General features: G+C 64.3%; 17 protein-coding genes and 1 other RNA gene. 7 read left to right on the top strand and 11 right to left on the bottom strand.

What is annotated here, in order from left to right; translation table 11 throughout:
* Window positions 1-21: 21 nt before the first annotated feature.
* From AC1RWL_RS11155 to AC1RWL_RS11125, 7 genes are all read right to left on the bottom strand, one after another.
* Window positions 22-1,500 carry a DegQ family serine endoprotease gene (locus AC1RWL_RS11155; RefSeq protein ID WP_493094955.1) on the bottom strand — a complete coding sequence of 493 codons (1,479 nt, stop codon included), beginning with the start codon at window positions 1,498-1,500 and terminating at the stop codon, window positions 22-24.
* A 178-nt stretch (window positions 1,501-1,678) separates the two neighbouring features.
* On the bottom strand, window positions 1,679-1,867 hold the full coding sequence (locus AC1RWL_RS11150) for a DUF2065 domain-containing protein (protein WP_327508263.1): 189 nt from the start codon (window positions 1,865-1,867) through the stop codon (window positions 1,679-1,681).
* A gap of 4 nt (window positions 1,868-1,871) precedes the next feature.
* Window positions 1,872-2,825, bottom strand: coding sequence for a protease modulator HflC (gene hflC, locus AC1RWL_RS11145; protein WP_435266957.1), 954 nt, complete (start codon window positions 2,823-2,825; stop codon window positions 1,872-1,874).
* Complete coding sequence (gene hflK / locus AC1RWL_RS11140) at window positions 2,825-3,961, bottom strand: FtsH protease activity modulator HflK (RefSeq protein ID WP_256117045.1); 1,137 nt, start codon at window positions 3,959-3,961, stop codon at window positions 2,825-2,827. The genes hflC and hflK overlap by 1 nt, the downstream gene beginning before the upstream one ends.
* A gap of 267 nt (window positions 3,962-4,228) precedes the next feature.
* Window positions 4,229-4,750 (bottom strand): dihydrofolate reductase, encoded by a 522-nt coding sequence (locus tag AC1RWL_RS11135; RefSeq protein WP_493094741.1) that lies wholly within the window; start codon window positions 4,748-4,750, stop codon window positions 4,229-4,231.
* A gap of 15 nt (window positions 4,751-4,765) precedes the next feature.
* A complete protein-coding gene (locus AC1RWL_RS11130; RefSeq protein WP_493094742.1) occupies window positions 4,766-5,560 on the bottom strand; it encodes a thymidylate synthase in 795 nt (264 codons plus the stop codon).
* Between the two features lie 104 nt (window positions 5,561-5,664).
* Window positions 5,665-5,976: a DUF2853 family protein gene (locus tag AC1RWL_RS11125; RefSeq protein WP_256117049.1), complete on the bottom strand. Its 312-nt coding sequence runs from the start codon at window positions 5,974-5,976 to the stop codon at window positions 5,665-5,667.
* Between the two features lie 230 nt (window positions 5,977-6,206).
* Between AC1RWL_RS11125 and AC1RWL_RS11120 the strand changes: the two genes are divergently transcribed.
* The 5 genes from AC1RWL_RS11120 (at window position 6,207) to AC1RWL_RS11100 (ending at window position 9,066) form a co-directional block, all read left to right on the top strand.
* The gene (locus AC1RWL_RS11120) at window positions 6,207-7,538 is read left to right on the top strand and encodes a putative bifunctional diguanylate cyclase/phosphodiesterase (protein ID WP_493094743.1); all 1,332 of its coding nucleotides are present in this window, start codon (window positions 6,207-6,209) and stop codon (window positions 7,536-7,538) included.
* Window positions 7,539-7,567: 29 nt separating this feature from the next.
* Window positions 7,568-7,928: a transfer-messenger RNA gene (ssrA, locus tag AC1RWL_RS11115) on the top strand.
* Window positions 7,929-8,038: 110 nt separating this feature from the next.
* The gene (locus AC1RWL_RS11110) at window positions 8,039-8,563 is read left to right on the top strand and encodes an SspB family protein (RefSeq protein WP_256117051.1); all 525 of its coding nucleotides are present in this window, start codon (window positions 8,039-8,041) and stop codon (window positions 8,561-8,563) included.
* Window positions 8,564-8,573: 10 nt separating this feature from the next.
* Window positions 8,574-8,771, top strand: coding sequence for a DUF4169 family protein (locus AC1RWL_RS11105; protein ID WP_493094744.1), 198 nt, complete (start codon window positions 8,574-8,576; stop codon window positions 8,769-8,771).
* Window positions 8,772-8,841: 70 nt separating this feature from the next.
* Window positions 8,842-9,066, top strand: a complete 225-nt coding sequence (locus AC1RWL_RS11100) for a ribbon-helix-helix domain-containing protein (RefSeq protein WP_493094745.1) — start codon at window positions 8,842-8,844, stop codon at window positions 9,064-9,066.
* On the opposite strand, the gene AC1RWL_RS11095 is transcribed toward AC1RWL_RS11100, so the two are convergent.
* From AC1RWL_RS11095 to AC1RWL_RS11080, 4 genes are all read right to left on the bottom strand, one after another.
* A complete protein-coding gene (locus tag AC1RWL_RS11095) occupies window positions 9,059-12,859 on the bottom strand; it encodes an AsmA family protein (RefSeq protein ID WP_493158346.1) in 3,801 nt (1,266 codons plus the stop codon). The genes AC1RWL_RS11100 and AC1RWL_RS11095 overlap by 8 nt on opposite strands.
* A gap of 50 nt (window positions 12,860-12,909) precedes the next feature.
* A complete protein-coding gene (locus AC1RWL_RS11090) occupies window positions 12,910-14,322 on the bottom strand; it encodes an FAD-binding oxidoreductase (RefSeq protein ID WP_493094747.1) in 1,413 nt (470 codons plus the stop codon).
* 87 nt (window positions 14,323-14,409) lie between these two features.
* On the bottom strand, window positions 14,410-17,565 hold the full coding sequence (locus tag AC1RWL_RS11085; protein ID WP_439627759.1) for an efflux RND transporter permease subunit: 3,156 nt from the start codon (window positions 17,563-17,565) through the stop codon (window positions 14,410-14,412).
* On the bottom strand, window positions 17,565-18,734 hold the full coding sequence (locus tag AC1RWL_RS11080; protein WP_493094748.1) for an efflux RND transporter periplasmic adaptor subunit: 1,170 nt from the start codon (window positions 18,732-18,734) through the stop codon (window positions 17,565-17,567). Before AC1RWL_RS11080 ends, AC1RWL_RS11085 begins: the two co-directional genes overlap by 1 nt.
* A 299-nt stretch (window positions 18,735-19,033) precedes the next feature.
* Here AC1RWL_RS11080 and AC1RWL_RS11075 point away from each other — a divergent pair, with 299 nt between their 5' ends.
* Together AC1RWL_RS11075 and AC1RWL_RS11070 are read left to right on the top strand one after the other, a co-directional pair.
* Window positions 19,034-19,855, top strand: a complete 822-nt coding sequence (locus AC1RWL_RS11075; RefSeq protein ID WP_439627763.1) for a cyclase family protein — start codon at window positions 19,034-19,036, stop codon at window positions 19,853-19,855.
* Between the two features lie 48 nt (window positions 19,856-19,903).
* Entirely contained in the window at window positions 19,904-20,317 is a 414-nt protein-coding gene (locus AC1RWL_RS11070; protein WP_493094749.1) for a carboxymuconolactone decarboxylase family protein, read from the top strand.
* The last annotated feature ends 1 nt before the right edge of the window (window position 20,318 follow it).

Genomic DNA, 20,318 nt, shown 5'->3' with positions numbered 1-20,318 from the left:
AGCTCCTGAACGGACTCGCCTTTAGTCGATGCGCACGGTGATGTAGCGCAGCGCGCCGGTGCGGTTGGCGATCATCAGGAGCGCGTTGCGCCGGTCTTCCGATTTCAGCTTGGCGACACGGGTCTTCACCTCTTCGGCCGTCGTCACGGCCTCCTGGCCGACTTCCACGATCACGTCGCCCGGCACGATTCCGCGCTCGGAGGCGGCCGATTCGGGCGTCACCTCGGTGATCACGACGCCCTTGACGCTTTCGACGATCTCGAAGGTCTTGCGCGCCTGCTCGTCGAGGTCGCTGATGCCCATGCCGAGAACCGTGTCGGCCTTGCTGGGCTGCACCTGTTCGCCGGTCTGCGGCGTCGTGCCGTCCTCGGTCGGGGTGTCCTCCTGGGTCACCGCGTCGTCGCCGGCTTCCTTCTCGCCGTCCTCAAGGCGGCCGAGGGTGACCTTGACGGTCATTTCCTTGCCGTCGCGCAGCAGCACGACGTCGACCGCCTTGCCGACGGGGCTCTCGGCCACGACGCGCGGCAGGTCGCGCATCTCGTCGACCTCCTTGCCGTCGAAGCGGATGATGACGTCGCCGGTTTCGATCGAACCGTTGTCGACCGGGCCGCCCTTGATGATGCCGGCAACGAGCGCGCCCTTCGCCTCGGCCATGCTGAGGCTTTCGGCGATGTCGTCGGTGACCGGCTGGATGCGCACGCCGAGCCAGCCGCGTCGGGTCTCGCCGAAATCACGAAGCTGCGTGAAGATGTTTTGCGCAAGCTCCGTCGGCACGGAGAAGCCGATGCCGATCGAGCCGCCCGACGGCGAGATGATCGCCGTGTTGATGCCGATGACCTCGCCCTTCATGTTGAACAGCGGGCCGCCGGAATTGCCGCGGTTGATCGCGGCGTCCGTCTGGATGAAATTGTCGTAGGGGCCGGCATTGATGTTGCGGCCGCGCGCGGAAATGATGCCGACTGTCACCGAGCCGCCAAGCCCGAACGGGTTGCCGATCGCCATCACCCAGTCGCCGATGCGCATGGTGCGGGAATCACCGAAGGGCACCGCCTTCAGCGGCGCCTTCGGCTCGACCTTCAGGAGCGCAAGGTCAGTCTTCGGGTCGGTGCCGACGAGCTTCGCCTTGAGCTTCGAGCCATTGGCGAAATTCACCTCGATATCGTCCGCGCCCTCGATGACGTGGTTGTTCGTGGCGATGAAGCCCGAAGGATCGATGACGAAGCCGGAGCCGAGCGAATTGACCGTCTGCCCCTGGTTGCCGCCCTCGCCGCCTTCACCCTTGAAGAACTCGTCGAAGAAATCCTGGAAGGGCGAACCTTCCGGCACCTGCGGCACGGGTGCCTTGTCGTCGCTCTTGACGTTCTGCGACGTGGAAATGTTCACCACCGCATCAAGCAAGCTTTCGGCAAGATCGGCGACCGAATCCGGGCCTGCCGCCGGCTTCACCTGTGCTAGCGCCGGCGCCACGAACGGCCCGCCCGCGACCAGCGAAAAACTCATCGCGAGCGCGAGTGCCGTTTGCGCTGCGCTGGACCTCATCTTCAAAGCCATATTCGGCATCCTCTTGTCCTGGCCATCGTGGCGAGTGTTTGCCGCGGATACGGCGAAAATCAGTCCGCCGCGTTGAATTTGATGTGAAGTCTTGCCCGTCTTCGCGGGCGGCTGCAAGCCGTCGCGTTCACCCGCCCCGAATGAACCAGACCATGACCACGCCGAGCGCCACGGCAACGAGGCCCGAGACGCGCAGCTGGCTTTCCGGAATCTGCGGCAGCATTTCCGCCATGCGCTTCAAAACCGAAGGGGCCAGTGCGTACACCAGCCCCTCGATGATCATGAAGAAGGCGATTCCCGTCAGGAAATCGGCCACGGCGTCAGTTTGCCGTCGTCGTCGGCGTCGTTGCCGTGCCGTTCGTCGTTCCCGTCGCAGCCCCCGAGGTGGTGGGCGTCGTGCCCGCCGCATCCTCGAAGTAGCGGAAGAATTCCGACTGCGGCGACAGCACCAGCGTGGTGTCGGACGACGTCATGGACGCACTGTAGGCGCTCATCGACCGGTAGAAGTCGAAGAAGGCAGGATCCTGCGAGAAGGCTTCGCCGAAGACGCGGTTGCGCTCGCCTTCACCCTCGCCTCGCAGGATTTCCGAATCACGCTGGGCCGCGGCGATGAACTCGACGACCTGGCGGTCGGCGATGGCGCGGCGGCGCTGGCCGGCTTCGTTACCGCGGGCGCGGATGAGTTCGGCTTCCGCCAGACGCTCTGCCTTCATGCGCTCGAAGGTCTGCTGCGAGACTTCCTGCGTGAGGTCCGTGCGACGGATACGCACATCCGAGATCGTGAGGCCGAGGTTCGAGGCGTCGTTCGTCAGTTCGCCGCGAACTTCGCGCATCATCGACGCACGCTCTTCCGAGAGCGCGGATTCGAAGCCACGCAGACCGTAGACCCGGCGAAGAGCCGCATCGAGACGGGTGCGCAGGCGCGATTCGGCCGATTCCCGGTCACCCGAGACGGCTTCGCGGAAGCGGCGCGCATCCGTGATCTTGTAGACCACGAAAGCATCGACTTCGTAGAACTTGCCGCCCGAGACCTGGACGCGAATGTCGTCGAGATCGAAGCGCAGGGCCTGGTCCTGGATATACTGCACGCTGTCGGCATCCATGAAGCCGAAGGGCAGCTTGAAGTAGAGGCCGGGCTCGGCCTTGACGTCCTGGATCTGGCCGAAGCGGATGACGATCGCCTGCTGGCGCTCGTTGACGACGAACACCGACGAATAAGCGATGAACAGGAGAACGCCGACGGCGATCAGAATGGCTGGTAGACGGTTGCCCATTACTGAGTGCCTCCCGTGCTCTGCTGTTGCTGGGTCGTTCCGCGGCCGAGTTCGTTCAGCGGCAGGAAGGGCACGACGCCCTGTCCGCCCTGCTTCTCGTCGATGATGACCTTCTTGGAGTTCTTCATCACGCCTTCCATCGTTTCGAGGAAGAGACGCTTGCGGGTCACGTCGGGGGCCAGCTTGTATTGCTCGTAGACCGAGAGGAAGCGCGACGCTTCACCTTCCGCCTCCTTGACGACGCGGTCCTTGTAGGCGGCAGCTTCTTCACGCAGCTGCGCCGACTGACCGCGGGCAAGGCCGAGCTTCTGGTTGGCATACTGGTTGGCTTCTTCGAGGAAACGGTCTTCGTCCTGCTCGGCGCGCTGCACTTCGTCGAAGGCGTCAGCCACTTCGCGCGGCGGGGCCGCATCCTCGATCGCGACGGTGTTGATCGAAATGCCGGCGCCATAGGCATCCATGGTCGCCTGGATCGTCGTCTTCACGCCTTCCGCAATCGCCTGGCGGTTGTCGCGGAAAATGTCCTGGGCGGGACGGCGGCCGACGACTTCGCGCATGGCGCTTTCGGAAACCTGCTGCAGCGTCTCTGCCGGATATTCGAGATTGAAGAGGTAGGCTTCCGGATCCGTGACCGAATAGAGCACCGAGAACTGAACGTTGACGATGTTCTGGTCGCCGGTCAGCATCAGGCCCGACGCATCCGAATTGGATGCTGCCGTGCGGCGGCCGATATTTTGCTGCTGCTCGGTGATCTTGACGAGTTCGACGGTTTCGAACGGCCACATGTGGAAGTGCAGGCCGGGCATGGAGATTTCCTGCTTCGGCTTGCCGAAGCGCAGTTCAACGCCGCGCTCGTCCGGCTGGACGGTATAGATGGAGTTCATCAGCCAGAAGACGCCGACGAGCAGCAGCGCGATGACGACCGCGCCACCATTGATGCCGCCGGGCATGACGCTCTTCAGCCGGTCCTGGCCGCGCCGGATGATATCCTCAAGGTCCGGCGGGCCGCCATTGCTGCCTCCGCCGCCACCGCGGGGACGGTTCGGTCCCTGCCCCCATGGCCCCTGATTGTTTCCGCCACCGCCGCCGCCGCCGCCCCAAGGGCCGCCGCCGCCGTTCTGATTACTCCAGGGCATCAATACCTCTTTCTCTCAAATCCCCATGAAGCATGTTCGCATTTCTCCGAAACACGAAAACACTCCATTTCTTGTTTATGCGCAGTTCCGGATGCAAAACCGCATCGCACTTTTGCCGGAACTGCTCCAGGCCGCATCTCGCGGAATGTTTCGCCGCGCTACGCAAGGTGAACCCGTTATAGGTATCCCTCCGGCACCTTTCAACAAATCCGCGTGACCTGACGGGTTTGTGCGGCAAAATAGTTCGTGATCGGCACGATTTACGGTTTACGCAGCCGTCTTCCGGCGCCAGGTGACGAAGCGCATGGCGTGGCTGTCCTTCTCGCCCTGCGGGATAGGCTCTTCGACGGTCTTTTCGAAAACGCCCCGATCGATCTCGGGAAAGCGCGTATCGCCCTCCACATCCGCCTCGACATGGGTGACATGCAGCACGTCCGCACGGTCGAAGACCTGCGCATAGATCTGCCCGCCGCCGATGACGCAGATTTCGTCCACGCCGAGGTCCTTTGCCTCACGCCGCGCGGCGACCAGTCCCTCATCGAGAGACGAGACGACTTCGGCGCCCGGCGCCACAAAACTGGCATCCCGGGTGATGACGATGTTCGGCCGGCCCGGCAGCGGCTTGCCGATCGAAGCCCAGGTCTTGCGCCCCATCAGCACCGGCTTGCCGAGCGTCAGCTGCTTGAAGCGCTTCAGGTCCGACGGCAGACGCCACGGCAGGTCGCCATCGCGGCCGATGACGCCGTTTCGCGCGACGGCCACGACGAGGACGATCTTGGCTTCGGTCATGCGGGTTCCTGAAAGTCAGACGGCGATCGGCGCCTTGATGGTTGAATCGGCTTCGTAGCCGATCAGGGTGAAGTCCTCGAATTTGAAGGAGAAAAGGTCCTTCACGTCCGGATTGAGCTTCATGAAGGGCAAGGGCTTCGGCCGGCGCGTCAATTGCGTGCGCGCCTGCTCGAAATGGTTGGCATAGATATGCGCGTCGCCCAGCGTGTGCACGAAATCGCCCGGCTGCAAACCGCTCACCTGCGCCACCATCATGGTGAGAAGCGCATAGGAGGCGATGTTGAAGGGCACGCCGAGGAAGATGTCGGCGGAGCGCTGGTAGAGCTGGCAGGAGAGCTTGCCGTCCGCAACATAGAACTGGAACAGGCAATGGCAGGGCGGCAGCGCCATTTCGTCGACAAGTGCCGGGTTCCAGGCCGAAACGATATGGCGGCGCGAATTCGGATTGCGCTTGATGCCGTCCAGCACCGCCACGATCTGGTCGAGATGCCTGCCGTCATGGGTCGGCCAGGAACGCCACTGATAGCCGTAGACCGGGCCGAGCTCGCCCTTCTCGTCGGCCCATTCGTCCCAGATGGTGACGCCGTTTTCGTGCAGGTAGGCGATGTTGGTGTCGCCCTTCAGGAACCACAGCAGCTCATGGATGATCGAGCGCAGGTGCAGCTTCTTGGTGGTCAGCACCGGAAAACCTTCGGAAAGGTCGAAGCGCATCTGGTGGCCGAAGACGCCGCGCGTGCCGGTGCCCGTCCGGTCCGGCCGGTCGGTGCCGTTTTCCATCACATGGGCGAGAAGATCGAGATATTGCTGCATGGGCGCCGCCGATTCGTTGTCCAGCGTGAGATACTAAAGCGAGAGCGGCGGCGACCATAGGGCGAAAAGGGATTTTCCCGGCTTTCCTTAGGCCCCAGTTTTACTCAGGCGAGAGCGCCGAGCGTTCCGAGTTCCTTGGCGGTGAGATAATAGAAGGTAACGCGTGATTTCGTGCGGTCGTCGGCCATGGCCTTGCAGACGGCCTCCACCGCCTTGTCGGCGGCCTCGCCGGTGATGCCGAACTTCTTGGCGCACCACTTTTCCTTGACGCGGTTCAGCTCGTCCGGATCGGAGCAGGAGACCAGCGAGGAGTCGCGGTTGCGCAGCGCGATGCCGAGATGGCTTACGATCTTCTTGACGATGGCCTCGTCCGCACCGCTGTCATATTTGCGGACATCTGCGAGATAGTCGGTCATGGGGTCTCCTCTCCGGTCACTCGGCCGCCGCCGTCATGGTGGTCCTGCCGATGACCATGTTTTTCACGCTGTGATGGCAAGTCAAGCGCTAATAAACGCCTGATCTGCGGCGCGTCCTGGCGCCTGCCCTCGCCTTCTGGTGGCATTTTTGTACTTTCTGAAGGAATTTCCGGTAGGGGTATCCGGATGGCCGGCCCGGTGGGCCAGGCCGCAACGAACGGTCGCCGCCCGTGAAACAGACTGAGGACTATTCACACCGTTTCCGGCTTGCCTATGGCATGGCCTCTCTTGCCGTGGGCGCGCTGACGATCGGCTGGGGCCTGGTTTTCGCCTATATGCAGGCGTGGTCGCTGGCGGCGATGGATGCGGCCGTGGTGATGACCGCGATTGCCAGCTTTGCGCTGGCGCGCGGCAACCAACTTTCGGCCGCCCTCATGTTCTCGCAGATCGCTTTTTTCGTCATCGTCGTCGTCTTCTGCCTGCTGTTCGACGTGCCGAGCGATGCCGCCCCGCGGGTCTGTCATCTCTTCCTGCTGGTGCTCGCTCTGCTCGGCTACATCAATTACCGGCGCGAACAGTCGGTGGCGCAGCTCGCGGTCATCGCGCTCTGCCTTGCCGCCTTCGTGGTCTTCGCCAGCACCGAGGCGGCGCTGCCCTTCGCGCAGCCGATCGCCGACGAATACCGGCTTTTCGGCGCCTGGGTGAACACGATCATCGCCGTCGTCATGCTGTGCGGCGGCGTCTACGTGATGCAGCTCGAATTCGCCCGAAACCTCGACCAGGCGCGCGAGATCCGCGTCGCACTCGCCAACCGCGAATTCGAACTCTTCTACCAGCCGCAGGTGGACGAGACCGGCCGGCTGATGGGCGCCGAGGCGCTGTTGCGCTGGAAAAAGGCCGACGGCAGCTATGCGCCGCCAATCGATTTCATCCCACTTGCCGAACAGGCCGGGCTGATGCCGGCGATCGGCGGATGGGTGGTGCTGGAAGCCTGCAAGACGCTCGCCCTCTGGCAGCAGGAGGACGGCGCGCGCGACCTCGTGCTGTCGATCAATGTCAGCGTCGACCAGTTCATGAAACCCGATTTCGTGGCCTCCGTGCTCAGCCGCATCGAGGCGCTCAAGGTCGATCCGGCCCGGCTGAAGCTGGAATTGACCGAAAGCCTGATGGCGACGGACATCGATACGATCGTGGAGAAGATGCGGGCGCTGCGTGCGGCCGGCCTTACCATCTCGCTCGACGATTTCGGTACCGGCTATTCCTCGCTCAGCTACCTGCGCCAGTTGCCTATCCACGAGATCAAGATCGACCGCTCCTTCGTGCAGGAGGCGCCGGAAAACCTGCGAAACCGCTTCCTGCTGAAAAGCATCTTCGATATCGCCCGCATGCTCGATCTCTCCGTCGTCGCCGAGGGCATCGAGACGAAGGAGCAGTTTGTTTTTCTGCAATCCTTCGGCTGCACCGAGTTCCAGGGCTACTATTTCGGCCGCCCGATGCCGCTTGCGGATTTCCAGAAACACTGGGCGCAGGACAGCGCCCCGCCGCTGGCCGAAACCGCCTGAGCCAAACTTCCACATATCCTTGTCATAAAACCCTTTTCTTGGCGCAAGAGAGCGCCTATATGTGGAGTGCTGCTTCGGCAGCTACGGCAATAAATGAGCGGTGTAATAAACCCATTGGACCCGGGGGCGGTACCCGGCGCCTCCACCAAAAACCGATCAACTTCGACCGACCGGCTTTTGATGGGGGCGAAATAGGATCGACAAGGGCGTAAAGATCGACTTTTTGCTCGGCATTGTACCACCGTTATCGGGCTAAACTTGTAGTTGCAAACGACAACTATGCGGAAGCTCGTCTCGCTGCTTAATCGCGGTGTGACACTTCACTCAAAGTCCTAAGGGGTCGCACTCTTAGGCGGGGTCCGAAGGCACCTGGCAACAGAAGCCTTCACCTTCTCCAATCCCTTGAAATGGTCTATAGCTGTGCCAGATGACTCGTGCCGGAAGGTATGAGAACGCGTTGCAATGCCTGATGACAAAGGCTGGAAGAAAGACAGGAACTGATGGCGCAAGACCACATTCGTTACGACATTCTCGCCCAGGACGCGCTGCGCAGCGTCATTCGCAAGGTTCTGTCCGAAGTTGCGGTCACGGGACACTTGCCCGGCGAGCACCATTTTTTCATCACCTTCCTGACCAATGCCCCCGGCGTGCGCATCTCGCAGCACCTGAAGGCGAAATATGCCGAGCAGATGACCATCGTCGTCCAGCACCAGTTCTGGGACCTGAAGGTCACCGAGAGCCTGTTCGAGATCGGCCTCTCCTTCTCCGATACGCCGGAAAAGCTCGTCATCCCGTTCAATGCGATCCGCGGCTTCTATGACCCGTCCGTCAGCTTCGAGCTGGAATTCGACGTGCCGGCCGTGGAAGAGGAAGAAGAACACTCCGCCGAGATCACCGCCTATCCCGCCTTCGCGGAAAAGGTCGAGGAGACCACCACGGAAGAGCCGACCCCGCCGACCGGGGGCGACGACAACAACAAGGGTGGCTCCGTCGTCTCGCTCGATTCCTTCCGCAAGAAGAACTGAGTTTCTCGCGATGAGCGGCGACGTCGTCAATCTCCGCCAGTTCCGCAAGCAGAAAGCCCGCTCCGACAAGGAAAAGCAGGCCGAGCAGAACCGCGCCGCCTTCGGTCGCACGAAGGCGGAGAAGACGCTGACGCGCGCGCTGAACGAAAAGGCGCAGAAGTCGCTCGACCAGGGCCGCATCGAGCGGTCCGACGACGACAAAGACTGACATTTCAAACGCTTGCCGGAAATACCGGATTCGATCTGCCAATCGCCTGATTCACTGCGTAAGGATGGGCATGATCCGCAAATACTCCACCACCCTGCACGGCCACCGCACGAGCTTCTCGCTCGAACCGGCCTTTCACGACGAGCTGCGCGCGATTGCCGACGCGCGCGGCATGCCCGTCGCGGCCCTCATCCGCGAGATCGACGACGGCCGCGGCGTCGACGGCAACCTTTCGTCGGCGCTGCGCCTGCATGTGCTGGGATGGCTGAAGGAAAAGGCCGGCGCCGTTAATTGAGGCCCGGCAGCGCGTCGAAGTTCAAGCTTTGCCCGCCCTCGAGCGGTGGCAGTTCACCGCCGCGCTCGACGCCTTCTTCCGGGTTTACCGGCAGGCGCCGCCGCGTAGCCTCGTCTTCCGCCTTGCGCGCCTCGGCCGCTGCTCGCTGCTCGGCCAGACGGCGGGCCTCCTCCTGTGCCTCCAGCAGGAGACGGGCGTCGTCCGCGGCCTTGCGGCGCGCGCGCTCGGCCTCTTGCGCGGCCTCCCTGGCGGTGCGCTCCTTCTCGGCGCGTTCACGCGCCTCCGCACGCCGCCGCGTCTCTTCCTCGACCTGCAGGCGCATCGCTTCGGCAAGTGCGGCGCGCGCATCCGCTCGCGAGCGATAAAGCGCCGCCTCGCGTCGCAAGCGCTGCTTTTCCAGCACGTTGGCCTGCAGCGTCTCCACGCGCCGGCGCTCCGTCTCGAAGCGTCGCAGCGACAGGTAGTTGGCGAGTGGCTGAACATCGAGCTCGAAGCCCGGCGCCTCGACGAGGCCGCGATAGGAAAGCGCTACTTCCGGCTCGGCACCGGCCAGCGCGTCCTCGCCCGCTTTGTAGGTGACGGAGAGGCGCCCCGTCATGGTGTCGCCGGCCAGATCGATATCCGCGTCGCCCGAAAGCCCCGCCTTACCGTCCTCGGCCGCAACGCTCTGGACGCGCAGCTTGCCGCCCGCCAGCGCGAAGGGGATGCGCACCGCACCCAGCGCCGCCTCGCCCTTCAGGATGGCATTCGACGCAAACCCGGCGACGCGTTCCTGCGTGATGTCGCCCTCGATGCGATCCGCTTCCGCCAGAAGCGACGGCAGCGCGCCGGTATCGAGCCCGCGCAGGACGAGATCGGACACCCGCACCTCGCCCGAGCCGCTGGCGCCCTCGACCATCGTGCGCACGCTCTTGCCCGAGGCATCCACGGCAAGCGTCACATCCGCCTTGCCCGTCGCAGCCGCGCCTTCCGGCCCGGCCCAGACGATCTTCGACAGGTCGACGCCGGCAAGTTCGGTGCGCGCCTCAAACAGGCCGTTCTCCTCGGCATTGGCCACCTTGACGCGGCCGGAGAGCTTGCCGCCGAGCCAGTCACCGGCCATGTCGGTCATGGTCAGCTCGCCGCCCTTCCAGACGAGGTTCGCCTTGAACCCTTCGACCGCGCCGTAAAGCCCTGGCCAGAACGCGCCGGCTTCGAGCGCCACGGAAATATCGGCCGCATCCTGGAGCGGCTGCACCAGCGCCGCCGCATTCAGCCCGCCTTCGAGAACATCGCTCACCGGTCCGGCAATCGCCTCCGCCAGGAAGGCAAAATCCACCGTATCGAAGCGCAGCGCACCGGCACCCTTCAGCGTGGCGGCCGTGCGATCGAGGGTCAGGTTGCCGGAAAAGGCGTTGCGATCGGCCTCGCCAGCTATCTCGGTGATCGCGATGGCCTGCGCATTGGTCGCAACCGACGCCTGCGCGGTCAGCGGCAGGCCGGCGCCGGCCTGCGGAACGGCGATGCCGTTCATCATCAGATAGGGTTCGATATCGTCGCTCTTGGCCGAAATCGCGAGCGTACCGGCGAGAAAATCCTCCGCGGAAAGTGCTGCGGTGCCCTTGGCGGAGATCGACGTGCTGCCCGCTTTGAACGCCGCCGAAACCGTCGCCGCGCCGTCTTCCGGCTGGGTCACGCGGAAGGTGACGCTACCGTCCGGATCGGCATCGAAGGGCAGCGGATCAAGTCCGACCTGACCGGCCAGCACGACGGATTGCGGGTTGAAGATGCTGCCGTCCAGCTCGAAATTACGCCCGCGCAGCAGATCGGCGGGCGTGGCGGTGGAAAGCTTGAACTCAACCCGCCCCTCGTTGACGGGGCCGGAAACGCTGATCGTCGCCGGGCTGCCCGCCTCGCCGGAGACGGCGGCGCGAACGGCGAGATCGGCATTGTCGTAGTAGCCGGCATTGGCGACGAAGCGCGACAGCAGCGGATGGGCCGGCAGATGCCGCGCCAGAAGGGCCGCGACCGGCTCCATCGCCGCCGCCTTCAGCCGGATTTCGAGGCCGGCGCTCGGTGCCACGAGCGAGCCGCCCAGCGTGCCGCTTGCCGAAAGCGTCGCCCCTTCGAGCGAGGCGACGTTGAGGCGGCTCAGCGTCAGGAGGCCGTCCTTCACGGAGAGCGCGGCAGACACATCCGTCGCACTTTCGCCGAAAGCAAGGAAGCGGTCCGCCGTCAGGTCGAGGGCGATGGAATGGTCGAGAACGGTCGTCAGCGACGCATCGCCGGCGACGAGGCCGACAAGGGCGCGCAGCGAATCCAGCTGCACCTCGTTACCGCGCAGTTCCAGCGACAGCGCGGGCGTCGCATCCGACCGGGATTCCCGCTCCAACCGCCCGGTCAGCGAGGCGCCGCCCACAGCGATTTCGAGGTTTTCGAAGCGCTGCAACTCGTCCGTCAGGTTCACCTGCGCGGAAAAGCCGGCGGTCTTCAGCTTGCGGATTTCCGGGTCCACCGAGCCCGCGAGCCAGGTGGCAAGCCCCGAGGGCTGGTTGGAGGCGATCAGCAGGTCGCCGACGAAGCCGCGGTTTTCGCGCAGCATCAGCCGCCCCTTGGCCTCCAGCGCGGTGCGGCCGGGCAGGATCGCATCCGCCCTCTCGATCCGCCAGCCGTCGCCATCCGGCTTCACGTCGAGGCGGATTTCGCGCACCGTCGTATCGCCGACCACCACCGCCGGCAGGAACAGGCTGGCGCGGCCGGGCACCTGCGGGATAGGGATATCGGCAGCGATCGCCAGCAGCGCCTGAAGCCGCTGGCGGGCGGACATCTGCGGGTCGCGGCCGGTCTTGCCGGTCTCGCCGCTGTTGCCGATGCGGTTGACGTCGATCTGCTGGCCATCGGCGATCAGCAGGAATTCCGGCTTGCGGCCGGTGTCGAGCGTCGCCTCGCCGGTCACCACGTAGGGATCGGCGGCAGGCCCCGCCTCCAGGCGGTATTCGGGCACGCGGATGCGCTCGTTGGAAAGCTCGAACTTGCCCGTCACCCGGATCGGATCGGCCGGCCCCTCGCCCTTCGGGCGCGGTTTTTCCGAGACGGTGAAATTACCGTCATAGAGCGGGCGGAAATCGGCGACCTTGAGCGCACCTTCGAGATCGGCGGTGAAGGCGAGCCGGTCGGGCACGATGCGGGCGCGCAGCGACAGCGCGCCGTTCTCCACCTGCCCGCTCGACAGCTGGAACGCGCCGCTTTCGCCATCGAGCGCCCCGCGCCCGTCGATGCGCCAGGGCCCACCGAGCGATTTCGCCGAGACCTGCGCGTCGAGGCCGGTGACATGGCGCGTGCGGCCGGTCTGTTCGTCGACGAATTCGATCTCGCCGCCGGTAATCGCGACGTTTTCGAGAATGACCGTGCGGGCCGGGATGTCGGACTTGCGGCCGCGCGCCCAGTCCAGCGTGCCGTCCTGGTAGAGTTTGATGCGCGCCTTGGGTTCCTCAAGGCGCATGTCGAAGATCAGCGCTTCGCCGGACAGGAACGGCGCCAGTTCCGCATCCATGGAGAAACGCGCGACCTCGACCAGCGGCCTTCCATCCTCCGGCGAGCCGACGCGCACGTCGTTGAGCGTAACGGAGGGGAACGGGATCAGCCGCGCATCGACGCTGCCGTGCACGACGACCGTGCGGCCCATGATGCGGCTCGCCTCGCGCTCGAAATCCTGCCGAAAGCTCGTCCAGTCGACGAAGAGCGGCGCCAGCAGCGCTGCAAAGAGCGCCACGACCACCAGGCCGCCAACGAAGAGCATGATCCTAGAAAGCACGCCGCATGCCTCGAATTTCCTTCATTCGCACAGGATAACGCGAACTTCCGCTAGAGGGTCGAAAAAATCTTGCCAGGGTTCAGAATGTTGTCCGGATCGAGCGCACGCTTGATCTGCTGCATGACGAGAACCGACCCGCCGAGCTCCCCCGGCAGGAAAGCCTGCTTGCCCTGCCCGATCCCATGTTCGCCCGTGCAAGTGCCGTCCATGGCGAGCGCCCGCGCATTGAGCCGGCCGACGAAGGCCTCCACCTGCTCCACATGGGCCGGATCCTTGTCGTCGAAGACCAGGCTGACATGGAAATTGCCGTCACCCGCATGGCCGACGATCGGCGCAAGCAGGCCATGCTCCTCGATGTCGGCCTCGGTGTCGGCCACGCAATCGGCCAGCCGCGAGATCGGCACGCAGACATCCGTCGCGATGACCGCATAACCCGGCCGCAGCGCCTTCGCCGCCCAGTAGACATTGTGCCGCGCCTTCCACAATTTCGCGCGCTCCTCGGCATCCGCGGTCCACTGGAATTCACCGCCGCCAAAATCCGCCGCGATCGCGCCGAACTCCTCCGATTGCAGGCGCACGCTTTCCGCATTGCCATGGAACTCGACGAAGAGCGTCGGCTGCTCCGGCAGCGTCAGGCCCGAATAGGCGTTGCAGGCCTTGATCTGCAACGTGTTGACGAGCTCGATGCGGGCGACGGGGATGCCGAGCTGGATCGTCATGATCACGGCGTCGCAGGCATCCTTCAGCGTCGGGAAGCCGCAGATGCCGCCGGCAATGACCGCTGGAATGCCCTGGAGACGAAGCGTGATCGAGGTCAGGACGCCGAGCGTGCCCTCGGCGCCGACGAAGAGGCGCGTCAGGTCATAGCCGGCGGAGGATTTTCGCGCGCGCCGGGCGGTGCGGATTTCCTCGCCGGTCGCAGTGACGACGGTGACGGCCAGCACATTGTCCTTCATCGTGCCGTAGCGCACGGCGTTCGTGCCGGAGGCGCGCGTCGAGGCCATGCCGCCGATCGAGGCGTTGGCACCGGGATCGATCGGGAAGAACAGGCCGGTATCGCGCAGATAGGTGTTGAGTTCCTCGCGGGTGATGCCGGGCTCGACGGTGCAGTCGAAATCCTCGGCATTCACTTCGAGCACGCGCTTCATATTGTTGAAATCGATGGAAATGCCGCCGTTCGGCGCGTTGACCTGCCCTTCCAGCGAGGAGCCCGTGCCGAAGGGGATGACCGGCACCTTCAGCTCCGCGCAAAGTGCCACGACCGCCTTCACCTCTTCGGCAGTCTCGACGAAGACGACGCCGTCGGGAAGCTGGGCGGGGATATAGGTGGTGGTGTGCGCGTGCTGGGTCCGGATCGCCTCTCCGGTCTGGAAACGCGGGCCAAAACGCTCGGCAAGCCGTGCCAGCGCCTCGGCGATGCCCGCCTCGTTGCGCGCGCCGCTCCTAATATCCGTCAATGCCATCGTTTCCCCCTCACTGCCTGTGCGGGTTTACTCAGCAAATTGGCGCCCGGCTGTCCAGCCGCAATATCAGGTCATGGCCGCAGAGGCTCATTCCGCCGCCTGCGGCAGGGCGCCGTCGCCCGCCTTGGCGAGGGCGTCGGCATGCTGCAATTCGGCGGCAAGGCGTTTTTCTTCGTCCGCATGCGGGCTGGTATAGCGGGCGATCACCAGATAGGCGACGGGTGTCAGGTAGAGGGTGACGACCGTGGCAAGGCCGAGGCCGCCGACCAGCACCCAGCCGAGCGAGATGCGCGCTTCAGCACCCGCACCGCTTGCCAGCACCAGCGGCACTGCGCCGACAACGGTGGCGATCATCGTCATCAGCACCGGGCGCAGACGGATATTGGCGGCATCCTCGATGGCGCTGCGCACATCCTGGCCGCGGTCGCGCAACTGGTTGGCGAATTCGACGATCAGGATGCCGTTCTTGGCCATGATGCCCACGAGCAGCACGAGCCCGATCTGGCTGTAGATGTTGAGCGTCGTGCCCGTCAGGATCATCGCGAAGACGGCGCAGGCAAGGCCCAGCGGCACCGTCACCATGATGATTACGGCGCTGACGAAACTCTCGAACTGCGCGGCGAGCACCAGGAAGATGATGACGATGGCAAAGCCGAAGGTGACGAAGAGGCCGCCCGAATTTTCCTGAAGCGTGGCGGCTTCGGCCATCGGCATCAGGCGCGAGCCTTCCGGCAGCAGCGGTTCGGCCATGTCCTGCACCAGCGTCAACGCATCGCCAAGCGCCAGACCATCCTTCAGACCCGCCGAAAGCGAGACGGCGCGCAACTGCTGCTCGCGCGAAAGCTGGGGCGCGACGGCGCGCTCTTCCAGCGAGGCGATGGAGGACATCGGCACGATCTTGCCGTCGCCGGTCTTGAGGAAGATGTTTTCCAGATCCGTCGGGTCGTTGATCGGCTGCGTCGTCGAGGAGAGCTTTACGGGATAGGCCTGCCCCTCGACATAGATGTCGACGACGCTCGTGCCCTCCAGCATGGCCTGCAAGGCCGCCGAAAGACCGGTAATGTCGATACCGAGATCGGCGGCGCGTTCGCGGTCGACGGTCACCGAAAGCTGGGCCTGGTTGGCCTCGTAGTTCAGGCGCACGTTCTGGAAGCGGCCGCTATCCTCGATCTTGCGCACAAGCTCGGCGGCGGCATTGCCGAGCTTGGTATAGTCGTTGCCGACGAGCGCCACCTGCAGGCCGTTGCCGGCGCCGCGAATGCCAAGACTGTTCGGCTGCATGGCGAAGGCGCGCACCGAAGGCACGGAACCGACCGCCTGGTTGATGTCCTGTACGATCTGCTGCTGCGTGCGGTCGCGCTGGTCCCACTGGGCGAGTGTGAGCACCATGAAACCGCTGTTCGTGGAACCGCCCTGCCCCGATATGGAGAAGATGTTGACGATTTCCCCCTTGTCGTAGAGCGGGCGAAGCTTGTTTTCGATCAGCTTCATCTGCTCTTGCGCATATTCCAGCGACACGCCCTGCGGCGCGTTCACGCGCAGCATCACCATCGAGCGGTCTTCGCTTGGCGTCAGCTCCGATTTGATGGTGAAGAAGGAGGTCGCACCGGCGGCGGTGAAAAGCAGCGCAACGACGAAGACGATGAACGGCGCGCCGAGGCAGGCGTTGAGCGTCGATCGATAGAAGCGCGAGCAGGCGCCGCCTATGCGGGCAAGAAAGCCCGTATGTCCGTGCGACATATCCTTGGTCAGCATGCGTGAGGCAAGCATCGGGCACAGCGTCAGCGCCACGAAGGAGGAAAGCAGGATGGCAAAGGCGAGCACGAAGCCGAATTCGCGGAAGAGGCGCCCCGCCTGGCCCGGCAGGAAGGAGAGCGGTATGAAGACGGCGGCGAGCGTAGCGGTCGTCGCGATGACGGCGAAGAACACTTCCAGCGTGCCGAGGATGGCGGCGGCGCGCGGCTTCAGGCCTTCCGCGCGGCGGCGCACGATGTTTTCCAGCACCACGATCGCGTCATCCACCACGAGCCCGGTCGCCAGAACGATGGCGAGCAGCGTCAGAATGTTGACGGAGAAGCCGGCCATGTAGATGGCGGCGATCGTGCCGATCAGCGCGATCGGCATGCTGATCGTGGGGATCAGCGTCGCCCGCCAGTCAAGCAGGAAGAGATAGATGACGAGCGTGACGATCACGACGGCAACGACGAGCGCGATCTCCACCTCATGGATCGCGCCATCGATGAAGACGGCATCGTCGCTGGTGATCTTGATCTCGGTGCCTTCAGGCAGAATGGTCTCGAACTGCGCCACCATCTGCTTCACGCCGGCGGAAATATCGAGCGTGTTCGACTGCGCCTGACGGATGATGCCAAGCCCGATGCCCTGGCGCCCGTTGGAGCGCAACGCCGTCGAGCCCTCGTCAGGCCCCATCGTCACCATGGAGACGTCGCCGAGGCGCACGCGGTTCTTGATGATGAGGTTTTCGAAATCGGCCGGCGTCGCGAGGTCCGCAGTTGCGCGCACCGTAATGTCCTGGCTCTGGCTCTTCAACGAGCCCGCCGGCACGTCGAAGGCGGCCGTCGCCAACGCATTGCGCAGGTCCGCGACCGTCAGGCCGCGCGCCGCAAGCTTCGACTGATCGACATCGACGCGAAAGATCTTCTCCTGGTCGCCGTAGACGGCAACGTCGGCAACGCCTTCGACAGAGGCGAGCCGGTCGGTAATTTCGTTTTCGGCCAGCAGCGTCAGGTCTTCGAGCGATTGCGTATCGGAGGTCAGCGCGAGCCGCATGATCGGCTGGCTATCGGCATCGGCCTTCACGACGCGCGGCTCGTCGGCGCCGTCGGGAAGCTGGTTTGCCACGCGGCCGAGCGCGTCGCGCACGTCGTTTGCCGCCTGGTTGACGTCCGTCGTATCGGAGAATTGCAGGGTGACGCGGCTGCGTTCGAAGGACGACTGCGAGGAAATGTCCTTGATGCCTTGGACGCGCGAGACCGCCCCTTCGATCACATCCGTCAGCTCGCGGTCGACCGTTTCCGGCGAAGCGCCGTCGAATTCCGTCGAGACGCTGATGACCGGCTGGTCGACGGAGGGAAGTTCGCGGATTTCCACGCCGTTGAAGGCGGCAAGGCCGGCAACGACGATCAGCGTGTTGAGCACGAGGGCGAAGATCGGCCGGCGAATGAAAAGCGCGGTAAAGCCCGCCTTGCCGGATTCGTTGACGCCATTCCCCTCGCCCGACATTACGTTCCCTCCGTCACGGAGGACGTCACCTGGCCGTCCTGCTCGGCGGTGCGCACCGCGCCGCCCGGCCGCAGCGTCTGCACGCCCTCGGTGACGATCTGGTCGCCCTCGCCGATTTCGGCCTTGATGAGCACCTTGTCCGGGTTGCGCTGGATGATGTGGATCGGCACGCGCTCGACCTTCTCGCCCTTGACGCGCCAGACATAGGAGCCTTCCGCGCTCCACTGCACGGAGAGCGGATCGACGCTCGGATAGAGATCACCGGCAAACTGCATGGTCACCTGGAAGGACATGCCGGCGCGCAGGAGGTCCTCGGGATTTTCGATGCGCGCACGCACGCGCAGCGTCCGGCTCTCCTGGTCGATGCGGTTGTCGATCGCCTGCACCTTGCCGTTGAAGGTTTCGCCCGGCCGCGCCACCGCGGTCGCCGAGACATCGCCGCCGACACGTATGCTCGTCGCGAACCGCTCCGGCACCCAGTAGTCGACGAGGATTTCCGAGCGATCGTCGATGCGGGCGATCGCCGTGGTGGTGGTGACGTAATCGCCGGCATTGACGGAGATGATGCCGACCACGCCGCCATAGGGCGCGGTGATGTCGCGGCGGCGCAGCGTCAGCTCGGCATTCTGCAACACCAGTTCCGCCGCCTTCAGCGCGGTCTCGGCATCCTGCAATTCGGCAACGCTCATGGAGGATTTGATGCTCTGGACGCGCTTCAGCTTCTGCTCGGCGCTTTCACGCGCCACGCGCGCCTGGTCGGCGGCAATGCGCTGCTCGTCGCTGTCGAGGCGGGCGATCACCTGGCCCTGCTCCACCCGGTCGCCGGATTCGACGAGCACTTCGGTCAGGTTGCCGGTGGCATAGGGTGTCACCGTGACGGTGCGGATCGCTTCGCCATCGCCGATGGCGTTCAGCCGGTCGTTGACGACGGACATGGCGACGGGCTTGGTGGCGACGAGCACCGGGCCGCCGCCGAAACCGCCGCGGCGGCCGCCTTCGCGGCCTCCCTCGGCCTGGCCTTCACCGGCCGGCGCGATAGCGGCGACGAGCGTGCCGGGCAGGCCTGCGGCCTCCAGCATGTCGTTCGCCCCGGGCACGAAGCGACCCCAGAGCAAGACCCCGGCCGAAATGACGCCGAGGCTTATGAGGAGCTGTTTCCAAACCCGCATGCAATCTGTCTCCGATGGAAGCGAACCGTCACCTGTTGCAGTGCGACATAGACCAAGTATCCCGCTTTGCAAATGAACGGGCAATGAAAGAATACGATCATTACCGAAATGTAAGATTGGCGGTCTGTTCTGTTACCGAAATGTAAGAAAAGGTGGAGAAATCTTCCCTCGCCACCCCCTATCCGAGCATGCGCGTGACTGGACCGATCCGGTGCGTGTGATAGCTTTCCTGCGCCAGTATGGCCGAGCCTTATTTCAGTATTGTTTCATCAACGCATTCACCGACAGGGGGAAGAACCATGTGCGACGCCTGCGTCATCGATACCGTCAAGAACCGCATGCTTTCGAGAAGAAACTTTTTCCGTGCCGCCGCTGCGGGCGCCGCAACGGTTGCGGCAGCCAGCTCCGGTGCGCTGAGCCCGGCGCTCGCGCAAGCGCCGAGCAAGGCGACGGACCTCACCCATGAACTCTACGAGGAGTTTCCGACTTTCTTCGGGCAGCAGCAGTTCTGGCGCGAGCAGAAGTTCAACTACAAGGAACACAAGTTCAATCTCTTCGAACTGCGGGTGAACGAGCACACCGGCACCCATGTCGATGCGCCGCTGCACTTTTCCGAGGACGGCAAGTCGGTCGCCGAAATTCCAGTTTCCGACCTCGTCGTGCCGCTCGCCGTCATCGACATCCGCGAAAAGGCGGCGGCGAATGCGGATGCGCAACTGACGCCGGACGACATCAAGGCCTGGATCGCCGCCAATGGCGACCTGCCGGAAAAGGCCTGCGTCGCGCTGCTCTCCGGTTGGGACAAACATCTCGGCACCGACAAGTTCCGCAATGCCGACGCCGAAGGCAAGATGCACTTCCCCGGCTTCCACGTCGAAGCCGTGCAGTATCTGGCGGAAAACTCCAGCGCCGTGGGCATCGCGGTCGATACGCTCTCGCTCGACTACGGCATCTCGCCGGATTTCGCGACGCACTATTCCTGGCTCGCCTCGGGCCATTGGGGGCTTGAAGCGGCCGCCAATCTGGACCAGCTTCCGGCCAAGGGCGCGACCCTCATCGTGGGTGCGCCAAAAGTGCGCGGCGGCACGGGCGGCCCTGCCCGCGTGTTCGCACTGGCCTGACCCTATCGGCCGGCGGCTTGCCCGCCGGCCTTTTCTTCCGGAGGAACCATGAGCACCGTCAAGCCCGCTGAAGACATCGAAGCCGATCCGCGCGTCAGGGCGGTGTTCGACGACATCCGCGCCACCCGCAAATCCGACTTCGTCAACAATATGTGGCGCTACCTCGCCTTCGACCCGGCGCTTCTGGAGCGCACCTGGGCGGAGGTGAAGGCGGTGATGGCGACACCCTCGACGCTCGATCCGCTGGTCAAGGAAATGCTCTATATCGCCGTCTCGGTGACGAACGGGTGCAGCTACTGCGTCCACTCCCACACGGCCGCGGCCAAGGCCAAGGGCATGACGGATGCGCAATATGCCGAACTGCTCGCCATCGTCTCGCTTGCCGGCAAGACGAACCAGCTTGCGACCGCCCTCCAGCTCCCCGTGGACGCCGTCTTCGATGCGGACCGCGCGACGCCCTGAA

It is taken from the genome of Shinella sp. GW821-FHT10F02, from assembly GCF_058809275.1.
This window is presented reverse-complemented; position numbering and strand designations above follow the sequence as displayed.

Excerpts from the sequence above, each read along its gene's own strand:
- AC1RWL_RS11155 (WP_493094955.1), bottom strand. The coding sequence starts at position 1,500 with ATGAGTTTTTCGCTGGTCGCGGGCGGGCCGTTCGTGGCGCCGGCGCTA.
- hflC (WP_435266957.1), bottom strand. The coding sequence starts at position 2,825 with ATGGGCAACCGTCTACCAGCCATTCTGATCGCCGTCGGCGTTCTCCTG.
- hflK (WP_256117045.1), bottom strand. The coding sequence starts at position 3,961 with ATGCCCTGGAGTAATCAGAACGGCGGCGGCGGCCCTTGGGGCGGCGGC.
- AC1RWL_RS11135 (WP_493094741.1), bottom strand. The coding sequence starts at position 4,750 with ATGACCGAAGCCAAGATCGTCCTCGTCGTGGCCGTCGCGCGAAACGGC.
- AC1RWL_RS11130 (WP_493094742.1), bottom strand. The coding sequence starts at position 5,560 with ATGCAGCAATATCTCGATCTTCTCGCCCATGTGATGGAAAACGGCACC.
- AC1RWL_RS11125 (WP_256117049.1), bottom strand. The coding sequence starts at position 5,976 with ATGACCGACTATCTCGCAGATGTCCGCAAATATGACAGCGGTGCGGAC.
- AC1RWL_RS11110 (WP_256117051.1), top strand. The coding sequence starts at position 8,039 with ATGGCGCAAGACCACATTCGTTACGACATTCTCGCCCAGGACGCGCTG.
- AC1RWL_RS11105 (WP_493094744.1), top strand. The coding sequence starts at position 8,574 with ATGAGCGGCGACGTCGTCAATCTCCGCCAGTTCCGCAAGCAGAAAGCC.
- AC1RWL_RS11100 (WP_493094745.1), top strand. The coding sequence starts at position 8,842 with ATGATCCGCAAATACTCCACCACCCTGCACGGCCACCGCACGAGCTTC.
- AC1RWL_RS11090 (WP_493094747.1), bottom strand. The coding sequence starts at position 14,322 with ATGGCATTGACGGATATTAGGAGCGGCGCGCGCAACGAGGCGGGCATC.
- AC1RWL_RS11085 (WP_439627759.1), bottom strand. The coding sequence starts at position 17,565 with ATGTCGGGCGAGGGGAATGGCGTCAACGAATCCGGCAAGGCGGGCTTT.
- AC1RWL_RS11080 (WP_493094748.1), bottom strand. The coding sequence starts at position 18,734 with ATGCGGGTTTGGAAACAGCTCCTCATAAGCCTCGGCGTCATTTCGGCC.
- AC1RWL_RS11075 (WP_439627763.1), top strand. The coding sequence starts at position 19,034 with ATGTGCGACGCCTGCGTCATCGATACCGTCAAGAACCGCATGCTTTCG.
- AC1RWL_RS11070 (WP_493094749.1), top strand. The coding sequence starts at position 19,904 with ATGAGCACCGTCAAGCCCGCTGAAGACATCGAAGCCGATCCGCGCGTC.